Raw genomic sequence first — 11926 nt, 5'->3', positions numbered from 1 at the left:
GGCCGGTGTCACCCACATGGCTTTTGGCTTGTTGTTCTACCAGGCCCTGGTCGAACCCATGATGTGGGTCAACGTCGGCAGCGTGTTGACCTACGTGCTGGCGGCCGCACTCTTGCGGCAAGACCGTGTTGGCGCGGCCATGTTCCTGATGATCGCGGAAGTCGCCGCGCATGCCATCCTGGCTGTGGTTGCAGTGGGCTGGGAGAGCGGCTTTCACTACTACCTGTTGATCGCCATTCCCGTGTATCTGGCCAATCAGGTCAACAAGTGGCCGTTCAAGATTGCCTTTGCCGGCTCCATTGCCGCGGCCTACCTGCTTCTGGATTGGTACTGGCGGCAGGCGCCACCCCATTTCGTGATGTCACCGGACACACTGGCCTATCTGCATCGTTTTAATCTTGCCACCACCATTGCCTTGCTCAGCGGCCTGACTGTGCTGTACGTGCACCTCATCACCCAGGCCGAAGAGCGCCTGCATGAACTGGCCACCACAGACAGCCTGACAGGCCTGATGAACCGGCGCAGCATCCTGGTCGCACTGGAACATGAGCAAGCCTTGCGCGAACGCAAGCCTCACCCCTGCGCCGTGCTGATCGTGGACATCGACCACTTCAAGCGAATCAACGACACCTACGGCCACAACATGGGTGACTGGGCCCTTCAAGCTGTAGCCGACGTGCTCAAGATTGGCGTGCGGGACATGGATTTCGTCGCGCGCTGGGGCGGGGAAGAGTTCCTCATCATCCTGCCTTTTGCAGATACCCAAACCGCCCTGCCTGTCGCAGAGCGTTTGCGCCTGGGTATCGCTGACTTGCGCATCCCGACCAAAGACGCAGAGATCACCATCACAGCCACTTTGGGACTGACCGAACTGAGGGCCAAGGAGCCCTCCGATACGGCCATCCAACGCGCCGATGTTGCCTTGTACAAAGGCAAACATGCCGGGCGAAATCAGGTCGTCGTCAACCCCATCTGATCGTTACGCACAGACACCTCATCCCCCATAAAGCGGGATGCCTTGTGCTGTTGGCATTGCCCATACTGCAAGCCGCTTCAATGCATCAGCTACATGGGATCCAAGACCTCGGCCACCAACGCATCCAATCTCGCTCGACGCCTGCTGATCGCGCTTGCAGTGATCATCACGGTGACCTCGCTGAGCCTGATCGCCAGGGGGTTCATCTCGGTACCACGCGGCCTGTCACTGCATGACACCTGGCAGGCCCATGAGTCCCCGCCAGCCGTAGCGGAAGGCCTTTTGGGCAGCGTGACGGTACGTATTCCAGCGGCCTTCGCCCAGCTGCTGGAGTACGACGACGACCCCGAACTGTTTGAGGCGCGCGGCACCCGGCAATCGGCACACACCCGCTCATCATGGATCCGCAGTTTCGGGTTCGACATCCTCTACCCGGAGATGCTGGGCGTCACGCCCGACACATTGCTGCGGCGTCAGCAAGCCCCGATCGAAACCAGCATGTGGCTGCATGTCAGTGTGCTGTCCGCCAACCGCTATCTGGGCGACGACTTCCTTCAACTCAAGACGGCCGATCTGAGCCAGCCCGGCCTGTGGAAGTTTCCCTTGAAAGCACAGCAAGCGCTGGTGGCAGGGTTGAGCGTCTACACCTCGGAAGGCGGCCCGCCCCAGGATTTTCGACACCAGACGATCTACGTGCACCGTGATGAAAAGGGCCTGGTCGATACCTACATCGAATGCCAGGACGCACCACGCCCATCCGCATCCTGCACGCTCTACAGCACCTTGCCGCCGCCCATGAAAGCGTCGCTGCAGATCCAGTTCAGAAGCGCCCTGTTGCCGCAATGGCAGCCCTTGCGTCAAGCGGTGATAACGCACATACAGGCCTTCCACCAGGCAAAGGGGGAGTAAAACATGCCAAAGCTGCTGGACCAAGGCCATTCGCTACAGTGGCGGCGCGGACGATGACCGCCTGTCCGGCCGCGATAGGGATGCCCTGCTGATCGGCAGAGAAGGCAACCAGGACGGCACCCTCGCCGATCTGACGCAACGCCAGGCCTTGCTGGCCAGCAGTTGGGCCTGAGGCGCAGACCGGCCCCTGCCGCTTACGGTCCGTAACAGGCAGGGGTTTTCGCTCCCCTCTTTAGGGAGGGCATACGGGCAACGACTCGTCCCATAATCCAGAGCATTCCAAAGACATCAGGGACAACATGTCATATCCACTTGCCCAAGAAGGGGCAGAAGCGCCTACGCCTGACGCGCCACCCCCTTCCCTTGCGCCCCAACCCTGGAAGGCGCTGTGCCTGCTGGCTCGACTGCATCACATTGCGGCAGACCCTGAGTCGCTGATGCATTCGCGGGGGTTGAGCCCCAGCGTCTCGGCCAATGATGCCGAGCTGCTGGGCGCCGCCAAGGAACTGGGCCTCAAGGCCAAGATCAGCCGCACGCAAGGCTCGCGCCTGTCTCTGGCCCCACTGCCCGCCCTTGCACGCCTGCAAGATGCCCAAGGCAACAGCCGCTGGGTGCTGCTGGCCCAATGCGATGGCCAGCGGGTACTCTTTCAGGACCCGAACGAAGAAGGGGGCGGGCGCCCCACCATCGAGCCCATCGATGTCTTCCTCCAGCAATGGGCCCCCAAGGGCAGCGGCGACCTGCTGCTAGCCGCCAGCCGCGCCAGCCTGGCCGGCTCACTGGCCAAATTCGATTTCACCTGGTTCATCCCCAGCATCGTCAAGTACCGCAAGCTGCTGGGCGAGGTGCTGATGGTGTCGCTGTTCCTGCAGCTGTTTGCGCTCATCAGCCCGCTGTTCTTTCAGGTCGTGATGGACAAGGTGCTCGTGCACCGTGGCCTGACCACCCTCGACGTGCTGGTCATGGGTCTGGTAGTCGTGGTCGTGTTCGAGAGCCTGCTCACCGGCTTGCGGGCCTATGTGTTCAGCCACACGACCAGCCGCATGGACGTGGAACTCGGCGCGCGCCTGTTCCGCCACCTGTTGCAACTGCCGCTGGCCTACTTCCAGGCCCGCCGTGTGGGTGATTCCGTGGCCCGTGTGCGCGAGCTGGAAAACATCCGCAGCTTCCTGACAGGCCAGGCCCTCACGCTGGTGCTCGATGTCGCGTTCTCCGTGCTGTTTATCGGCGTGATGATGCTCTACAGCGTGCCGCTCACACTCATCGTGCTGATCAGCTTGCCGCTGTATGCCGCGCTCATTCTGGGCGTGGTGCCCGTGCTGCGCGGGCGCCTCAACGAGAAGTTCGCCCGTGGCGCCGAGAACCAGGCCATGCTGGTAGAGACCATCACCGGCATCCAGACGGTCAAGGCAAATGCCCTGGAACCCGCCATGGCCCGCCGCTGGGACAACCAGCTCGCCGGCTACGTGTCCGCCAGCTTCAAGACCCAAAGCCTGGCCACCTGGGCCCACGAAGGCATCAACCTGGTCGGCAAGCTGATCAACGCCGCCACACTGTGGTTCGGTGCCAAGCTGGTGATGGACCATGACATGTCGGTCGGCCAGTTCGTGGCCTTCAACATGTTCGCAGGCCGCGTGGCCCAGCCCATCATGCGCATGGCCCAGATGTGGACGGACTTTCAGCAGACCGGGATCTCCATGCAACGCCTGGGTGACATCCTCAACACCCGCACTGAAGTGCCGCCCAGCACCGCCGCGCAACTGCCGCCCGTCAAGGGCCGCATCACCCTGGACAAGGTCACCTTCCGCTACCGCCCTGAGGCCGCGCCCGTGCTGCATGACGTGGGCATCGACATCCGCCCCGGCGAAGTCATCGGCATCGTGGGCCGCTCTGGCTCCGGCAAGAGCACGCTGACCAAGCTGGTGCAGCGCCTGTATGTGCCCGAACAAGGCCGCGTGCTGATCGATGGCATCGACATCAGCCTGGTGGATGCGGCCCAGCTTCGCCGCCAGATCGGCGTCGTGCTGCAGGACAACTTCCTGTTCAACCGCAGCGTGCGCGAGAACATCGCCATCGCCGACCCGGCCGCCCCGCTGGAAGCCGTGATCCACGCGGCCCGCATGGCTGGCGCGCATGACTTCATCAGCGAACTGCCCGAAGGCTACGACACCATCGTGGGCGAACAGGGCTCATCCCTGAGCGGTGGCCAGCGCCAGCGCGTGGCGATTGCGCGTGCGCTGTTCACCAACCCGCGCGTGCTGATTTTTGATGAGGCCACCTCGGCGCTCGATTACGAATCCGAAGCCATCATCCAGCGCAATATGGCCCACATCTGCAAAGGCCGCACGGTCATCATCATCGCGCACCGCCTGAGCGCTGTGCGCCATGCCAACCGCATCATCGCCATGGAAAAGGGGCGCATTGTGGAAGCCGGCCCTCACGATGAACTGGTTCAACGGCCCAAGGGGCTGTACGCCTACCTGTGGCGCATGCAACAAGGCAACAACCCACTGGATGGTGCCTCGCTGGAGGGTCAGCCATGAACGCCACGACTGTGAACGACGTGAACAACGAGGCCGGCAAGCCCGCAGCAGCACAGGCAGGCGCCAACCAGGTGACACGCCACCCCATCGGCGATCTGCTGCGCCACTACAAAGCCGTGATCGGCGCCGCCTGGGTGCACCGCCATGAACTGGCCGGCCCGGCCCGTCTGGCTGACGAAGCCGCCTTCCTGCCCGCCGCGCTCAGCCTGCAGGCCACGCCGCCGCACCCCGCGCCCCGGCGAGCCATCTGGTCCATCGTGGCCCTGTTCACGCTGGCCATCCTGTGGGCCTGCTTTGGTCAGGTGGACATCGTGGCGGTGGCACCGGGCCGCATCGTGGTCAGCGAAGGCACCAAGCAGATCCAACCGCTGGAAACCAGCGTGGTCAAGTCCATCAAGGTGCAAGACGGTGACAAGGTCAAGGCCGGCCAGGTGCTGATCGAGCTGGACCCCACCTCGGCCAAGGCCGACAACAGCCGCGTGACACAAGAGCGCGCCGGGGCCTTGTCGGAAGCCTGGCGCACACAAGCCCTGCTGGCGGCACTCGACAAGAAGAGCAAGGTGAAAACGCCCGCACTGCCCGCCGAAGCCAGCCAGCCCGACAGCGGTTTGAACGCCACGGAACTGGCCATGGCCCGCACGCAGCTGGACGCCGAATGGCAGGACATCAAGGCCCAGCAGGCCAAACTGCAGGCCGAGATCGACACCAAGACCGCCGAACTGGAAACCGTGCGTGAACAGGTCGCCAAGCTCAAGGCCACGCTGCCGATGGTGCAAAAACGTGAAGACGACTTCAACAAGCTGGCCAAGGAAGGCTTCGTGGCAGCACATGCCGGCGAAGACCGCACCCGCGCCCGCGTGGAAATGGAGCAGGATCTGGCCACCTACCGCGCTCGCCGCGAAGAGACCAAGGCCGCCATCGCCCAAGCGGAGCAAGCCTTGACCGCCTGGAAGGCCGACACGCTCAAGACCTTGAACGAGCGCCACGCCAAGGCCGATCTGCAGGCACGTCAGGCTGAAGCTGAGGGCGCCAAGGCCAGCCAGCGCGAACGCCTGACCACGCTGACGGCGCCGGTCGATGGCACCGTGCAACAACTGGCCATTCACACAAGCGGTGGTGTGGTCACACCTGCGCAAGTACTGCTGGTGGTGGTGCCTGAGCAGGCGCAAGTCACCGCTGATGTCACGCTGGAGAACAAGGACGTGGGCTTTGTGAACCTGGGCCAGGCCGCCGAGATCAAGCTGGAGACCTTCCCCTACACGCGCTACGGCACCGTGAGCGCCAAGGTCACGACCATCACGGCCGATGCGGTGATGCAGGAACCTGGCCGCTCGCAGCCCGACAAGGATGGCAAGACCGTGCCAGCCCCTGGTGGCGCTGTGTTCCCCGCCACCTTGACGCTGGACAAGAACGCCATCGACGTGGACGGCAAACCCATCCGCCTGGCGCCTGGCATGAACGTCACGGCCGAGATCAAGACGGGCAAGCGCCGTGTCATCGAGTATCTGCTCAGCCCGGTGCAGTCGTATGCCAAGGAAAGCTTGAGGGAGCGTTGATCCAATATGGCCGAGATCAGCAAACGCATCCTCATCGTTCACCAGAACTTCCCTGGCCAGTTCCGCCGCATTGGCCACGTATGGACACCGCAACCTGGCTGGGAAGTGATCGGCATGGGCCGCCGCACGGCACCAGGCATGGATTCAGTGCGCTGGATCCCCTACGACACCGCGCGCAAGCCGGGCAAGGAAACCCATCCCTATCTGCGCCAGATGGAAGATGCCGTGCTGCACGGTCAGGCCACGGCGCGGCTGATGATCAAACTCAAGCAGCAAGGCTACCGGCCTGATGCCATCCTGGCCCATCCGGGCTGGGGCGAGACGCTGTATGTGCGAGACATCTTCCCCGATGCGCGCCTGATCCACTTCTGCGAATGGTTCTACGGCACGCCCCACAGTGACACTGGTTTCGACCCCGAGTTCCCCACCTCGTTCGACACCCTGGCCAAGCTGCGCACCTGGAACGCCCTGCATACGCTCAACCTGGAACACTGCGATGTAGGCGTGAGCCCCACGCAATGGCAACGCTCACGCCACCCCGGCATCTACCTGCCCAAGATCGAACTGGCGCACGAAGGCATCGACACCGACCTGCTGCAGCCCGATGCGAGCGCGCAGTTCAAGCTGCCCAACGGCCACGTGGTGAAGGCGGGTGATCCGGTGATCACCTATGTGGCGCGCAATCTGGAACCCTACCGCGGCTTCCACAACTTCATGCGTGCGCTGGAGAAGGTGCAGCGCGCCCACCCGCGCTGCCACACCATCATCGTGGGCGGCGACGACGTGAGCTACGGCGCCAAACCCGGTGATGCGCCCAACTGGCGCGAGAAGATGCTGCGTGAAGTCAAGCTGGATGCCGCACGCACCCACTTCATGGGCAAGCTGCCATATGACCAGTACCGCAAGGTGCTGCAAGTATCAAGCGCGCACATTTACCTGACCTACCCCTTCGTGCTGTCGTGGTCCATGCTGGAAGCCATGGCGTCGGGCTGCCTGGTGATCGGCTCACGCACGGGGCCCGTTCAGGAAGTCATCAACGACGGTGAAAACGGCCTGCTGGTGGATTTCTTTGACACCGGGGCCATGGCGGATCGCATGGTCGAAGCGATCGACAACCAGGCGGCGATGCGGCCCTTGCGGGCCGCTGCACAGCGATGCGTGCGAGAGCGATACAGCCTGGCAAATGGGGAGCGGGCGTTCAGGCGATTGCTGGCAGCAGAGTGACACGCGCCCAGACGTGAAAAAACCGGGCACAAGGCCCGGTTTGTCAGGGTGTCAGCACGCAGCCGACACGAGGCGCAGCGCGCAGATCACTCCACAGCCTTGACCATGTCTTCCACAACCTTCTTGGCATCGCCGAAGACCATCATGGTCTTGTCCATGTAGAACAGTTCGTTGTCCAAGCCGGCGTAGCCGGAAGCCATGGAGCGCTTGTTCACGATCACGGTCTTGGCCTTGTAGGCTTCCAGGATCGGCATGCCGTAGATCGGGCTGCCCTTCACGTGCGCGGCGGGGTTCACCACGTCGTTGGCACCCAGGATGATGGCGACGTCGGCCTGACCGAATTCGCCGTTGATGTCTTCCATCTCGTGCACCTGGTCGTAAGGCACTTCGGCCTCGGCCAGCAGCACGTTCATGTGACCCGGCATGCGGCCCGCCACAGGGTGGATCGCGTACTTGACGGTGATGCCCTTCTCGGTGAGCTTGGCAGCCAGTTCCTTGACGGCGTGCTGGGCACGGGCCACAGCCAGACCGTAACCGGGCACGATGACCACGGTTTCGGCGTTGCCCAGGATGAAGGCGGCGTCGTCAGCCGAGCCGCTCTTGACGGGACGCTGTTGTTGCGCACCACCTGCTGCAGCCGTGGCCTCGCCGCCGAAGCCGCCCAGGATCACGCTGAAGAACGAGCGGTTCATGGCCTTGCACATGATGTAGCTCAGGATCGCGCCCGACGAGCCCACCAGCGAACCGGCAATGATCAGCATGGAGTTGTTCAGCGAGAAGCCGATACCGGCAGCCGCCCAGCCCGAGTAGCTGTTGAGCATCGACACCACGACGGGCATGTCAGCGCCACCGATGGGGATGATGATCAGCACGCCCAGAACGAAGCTCAGCGCCACCAGGGCAAAGAACACGTCCAGACGTTGCACGTCGGAAGCCATGAAGGTGGCGATCAGGGCCACGGCGGTCAGGCCCAGCACCAGGTTCAGCATGTGCTGACCAGCGAAGTTCACTGGCGCGCCCTGGAACAGGCGGAACTTGTACTTGCCAGACAGCTTGCCGAAAGCGATCACCGAACCGGAGAAGGTGATGGCACCCACAGCAGCACCCAGCGACAGCTCCAGGCGGTTACCCACCGGGATCACCGCCAGCGCATCACCAATGGGCTTGGCCACGATCTGGAAGGCGTAGGGCTCAGCCACCACGGCGATGGCGATGAACACGGCGGCCAGACCGATCATGCTGTGCATGAAGGCGACCAGCTCGGGCATCTTCGTCATCTCGACGCGCTTGGCCATGATGGAGCCGGCTGCGCCGCCCACCACCAGGGCACCCAGCACATAGGCGATGCCTTGGCCGAAGTCCACACCCAGCGCGGTAGCCTGACCATGGATCAGGCCAACCGTGGTCAGCACGGCGATCGTCATGCCGATCATGCCGAACATGTTGCCGCGGATGGACGTGGTCGGGTGGCTCAAACCTTTGAGCGCCTGGATGAAACACACCGAGGCGAACAGGTAGAGCAAAGCGATGAGGTTCATGCTCATTTACTTGGCTCCCGCTTTCTTGTCTTTCTTCTTGAACATTTCAAGCATGCGCCTCGTGACGAGGAAGCCGCCGAACACGTTCACGGCCGCCAGCGCCACGGCGAGCAGGCCCATGGCCTTGCCCAGAGGCGTGACGGTCAGTGCGGCCGCCAGCATGGCGCCCACGATGACGATGGCGGACACGGCATTGGTCACGGCCATCAAGGGTGTGTGCAAAGCAGGGGTCACCGTCCAGACCACGTGGTAGCCAACGTAGATGGCCAACACGAAGATGCTCAGGTTGATGACGACATGGCTGACGGGCTCTAAAGCTTCCATCGTTGTCTCCAGATAGTAAGAAATCAGTCTGTCAGGCGATCAGTCGAACTTGCGGATCTCTTTGATCGCATTGCCTGCGTCAAGCAAAACGACCTTGGGCTTGTAGCTGGCCACTTCTTCCTCGTTCATCGGCGCGTAGGTGCAGATGATCAGCAGGTCGCCCACATGGGCACGGCGAGCGGCCGCGCCATTGAGCGAGATCGTGCCGGAGCCACGCGGCGCCTTGATGATGTAGGTGGCAAAACGCTCGCCGTTATTGACGTTGTAGAGCTCGATGTACTCGAACTCTTTCATGTCGGCTGCGTCCATCAGGTCTTCATCGATGCCACATGAACCTTCGTAGTCCAGGATGGCTTCGGTGACAGTGGCGCGGTGCAGTTTCGCGCGCAGCATATTGCGTTGCATGGCTTTCTCCTCAGGGCTCACCGTGCGCGCATCAGGCGCGCAGCAGCTGGCCGTCACGACACATCAGGCAAGCCTTGACGATGTCGTCTTCCAGATCGACGTTGAACTGGCCTTCCTTGTTGAAGACGAGCTTCAGGAAGTCGATCACGTTGCGGGCGTACAAGGCAGACGCGTCAGCGGCCACCAGCGCGGGCAGGTTGGTTTCACCCACCAGCGTCACGCCATGCTTGACCACGGTCTTGTTGGCTTCGGTCAGGGGGCAGTTGCCGCCTTGGGCCGCAGCCAGGTCGACGATGACGGAGCCGGGCTTCATGGCCTTGACCATGTCCTCGGTGACCAGCACGGGGGCGGCACGACCAGGGATCAGGGCGGTGGTGATGACGATGTCGGCTGCGGCCACTTTCTTGGCCACTTCCGTCTTCTGACGGTCCAGCCAGGATTGCGGCATCGGGCGGGCGTAACCGCCCACGCCTTCAGCGGCTTCCTTCTCTTCGGCGGTCTCGTAAGGCACGTCGATGAACTTGGCACCCAGCGACTCGACCTGCTCCTTCACGGAGGGGCGCACGTCGGAGGCTTCGATCACGGCCCCCAGGCGCTTGGCGGTGGCGATGGCTTGCAAGCCAGCCACGCCCACGCCCAGGATCACCACGCGGGCGGCCTTGACGGTGCCGGCAGCGGTCATCAGCATGGGGAAGATGCGCTGGTACTTGTCAGCGGCGATCATCACGGCCTTGTAGCCAGCCAGGTTGGCCTGCGAGGACAGCACGTCCATGCTCTGGGCACGGGTGGTGCGGGGCGCGGCTTCCAGGGCGAAGGCGGTCAGTTTGGCATCGGTCATGCCTTGCAAGCCGTCCTTGTCGAACGGGTTGAGCATACCGACCAGCACGGCGCCGGGTTTCATCTGGGCACGTTCATCGGGCTGCGGCGCACGCACCTTCAGCACCATGTCGGCACCCAGGGCACCTGCTGCATCAGTGATCTCGGCACCGGCGGCCACATAGGCTTCGTCGGTCACGCTGGCGGCAATGCCAGCGCCGGCCTGCACACGCAAGGTGTGGCCTTGAGCCTTCAATTTCTTGATGGTCTCCGGGGTCACGGCCACGCGGGTTTCGCCCGCGAGGGTCTCCAAGGGAATGCCTATCAGCATCCGAGTCTCCTACACATGTGGATGATGCAGCCGCTACTTGATATGACAAGCGCGACCGGCGTGAACTTTGCCTAACCCACCAGCATACACAAAGTTCATGTATTTCCTAGGGTTTGAACCGACAGAGAGGACGTTTTGGCCTGTCCGGACACCCCAAACCCCCTCAATTTGATGTTTTGCGTTGTCAAATTCGAGATCTGAAATCGCACGGGGTGCTGAACACGCCGCGCGAACCCTGCCCGGCACGCCCCTTCTTGGGGTATCCCACGAGGGCGTTCAGTCATGCATCTGACAAGACATTCAGGGATAATGCCCGCCTCATGAAGACCGCCGATTTGCTGCTGGAGCCTTCGCCCCAGCATGAGCCTCTCCACGCACCCAAGGTGCGCTGGAAGCCCAATGTCACCGTTGCTGCGCTGATCGAGCGCGACGGTCGCTTTCTGCTGGTCGAGGAGGAAACCTCGGACGGTCTGCTGCTGAACAACCCGGCCGGGCATCTGGATCCGGGCGAGTCGCCCGTGCAGGGTGTGATCCGCGAGACGCTGGAAGAAACAACCTGTACCTTCGAGCCCGAGGGCTTCCTGGGCATGTTCATGTCGCGCTTCCGCCGGACCCGCACGGGCGAGGACATCACTTATCTGCGCCTGGCCTTCTTCGGCTCGGTCAGCGACGCCGATCCGGCACTGGAGCTGGACGAAGGCATCGTGCGCGCGGTCTGGATGACGGCCGACGAGATCCGCGCCTGCCCCGAACGCCATCGCAGCCCTCTGGTGCTGGAGTGCCTGGAAGCCTATCTGGCCGGCGAGCGCTACCCGCTGTCCATCCTGACCGTGCACGAAAGCGTGTTCACGGCGCCCGCCCACAACCGCGCATCCTGATTCTCATGACACAACGCCAGCGCGTGGTCGTCGGCCTGAGCGGCGGCGTGGATTCGGCCGTGACTGCCTGGCTGCTCAAGCAACAGGGCCACGAGGTCATCGGCATCTTCATGAAGAACTGGGAAGATGACGATGACAGCGAGTACTGCTCGTCGCGCCAGGACTTCCTGGATGCCGCCTCGGTGGCCGATGTGATCGGCATCGAGATCGAGCACGTGAACTTCGCGGCCAACTACAAGGACCGCGTCTTCGCCGAGTTTCTGCGCGAATACCAGGCCGGCCGCACGCCCAACCCGGACGTGCTGTGCAATGCCGAGATCAAGTTCAAGGCCTTTCTGGACCACGCCATGCGCCTGGGCGCCGAGAAGATCGCCACGGGCCACTATGCCCGCGTGCGCTCGGTGGCCGATGCAGCCTATGACAACG

General features: G+C 62.9%; 11 protein-coding genes. 7 read left to right on the top strand and 4 right to left on the bottom strand.

Features of this window, described 5'->3' with window-relative positions:
* The 5 genes from EPO09_RS14930 to EPO09_RS14910 all read left to right on the top strand — a co-directional run.
* Window positions 1-976, top strand: a 976-nt coding sequence (locus tag EPO09_RS14930; protein ID WP_290644120.1) for a GGDEF domain-containing protein, incomplete at its 5' end; no start/stop codon positions are given.
* Window positions 977-1069: 93 nt separating this feature from the next.
* Window positions 1070-1885, top strand: coding sequence for a hypothetical protein (locus tag EPO09_RS14925; protein ID WP_290644119.1), 816 nt, complete (start codon window positions 1070-1072; stop codon window positions 1883-1885).
* A 299-nt stretch (window positions 1886-2184) separates the two neighbouring features.
* On the top strand, window positions 2185-4428 hold the full coding sequence (locus EPO09_RS14920; RefSeq protein ID WP_290644118.1) for a type I secretion system permease/ATPase: 2244 nt from the start codon (window positions 2185-2187) through the stop codon (window positions 4426-4428).
* Complete coding sequence (locus EPO09_RS14915; RefSeq protein WP_290644117.1) at window positions 4425-5984, top strand: HlyD family type I secretion periplasmic adaptor subunit; 1560 nt, start codon at window positions 4425-4427, stop codon at window positions 5982-5984. Before EPO09_RS14920 ends, EPO09_RS14915 begins: the two co-directional genes overlap by 4 nt.
* Before the next feature lie 6 nt (window positions 5985-5990).
* Complete coding sequence (locus EPO09_RS14910; protein ID WP_290644116.1) at window positions 5991-7208, top strand: glycosyltransferase family 4 protein; 1218 nt, start codon at window positions 5991-5993, stop codon at window positions 7206-7208.
* A gap of 86 nt (window positions 7209-7294) precedes the next feature.
* Here EPO09_RS14910 and EPO09_RS14905 read toward each other — a convergent pair whose 3' ends face one another.
* The 4 genes from EPO09_RS14905 to EPO09_RS14890 are packed head-to-tail and all read right to left on the bottom strand — an operon-like array spanning window position 7295 to window position 10622.
* Window positions 7295-8752, bottom strand: a complete 1458-nt coding sequence (locus EPO09_RS14905; protein ID WP_290644115.1) for an NAD(P)(+) transhydrogenase (Re/Si-specific) subunit beta — start codon at window positions 8750-8752, stop codon at window positions 7295-7297.
* Complete coding sequence (locus EPO09_RS14900; RefSeq protein ID WP_290644114.1) at window positions 8753-9070, bottom strand: NAD(P) transhydrogenase subunit alpha; 318 nt, start codon at window positions 9068-9070, stop codon at window positions 8753-8755.
* 39 nt (window positions 9071-9109) lie between these two features.
* The gene (gene panD, locus EPO09_RS14895; RefSeq protein ID WP_290644113.1) at window positions 9110-9475 is read right to left on the bottom strand and encodes an aspartate 1-decarboxylase; all 366 of its coding nucleotides are present in this window, start codon (window positions 9473-9475) and stop codon (window positions 9110-9112) included.
* A gap of 31 nt (window positions 9476-9506) precedes the next feature.
* The gene (locus EPO09_RS14890; protein ID WP_290644112.1) at window positions 9507-10622 is read right to left on the bottom strand and encodes a Re/Si-specific NAD(P)(+) transhydrogenase subunit alpha; all 1116 of its coding nucleotides are present in this window, start codon (window positions 10620-10622) and stop codon (window positions 9507-9509) included.
* Window positions 10623-10942: 320 nt separating this feature from the next.
* Between EPO09_RS14890 and EPO09_RS14885 the strand changes: the two genes are divergently transcribed.
* Window positions 10943-11500, top strand: coding sequence for an NUDIX hydrolase (locus tag EPO09_RS14885; RefSeq protein WP_290644111.1), 558 nt, complete (start codon window positions 10943-10945; stop codon window positions 11498-11500).
* Window positions 11501-11505: 5 nt separating this feature from the next.
* On the top strand, window positions 11506-11926 hold a 421-nt coding region (locus tag EPO09_RS14880), incomplete at its 3' end, for an asparagine synthase-related protein (RefSeq protein ID WP_290644110.1).

The sequence above is a fragment of the Aquabacterium sp. genome (assembly GCF_004297345.1).
GTDB lineage: Bacteria > Pseudomonadota > Gammaproteobacteria > Burkholderiales > Burkholderiaceae_C > Aquabacterium.
This window is presented reverse-complemented; position numbering and strand designations above follow the sequence as displayed.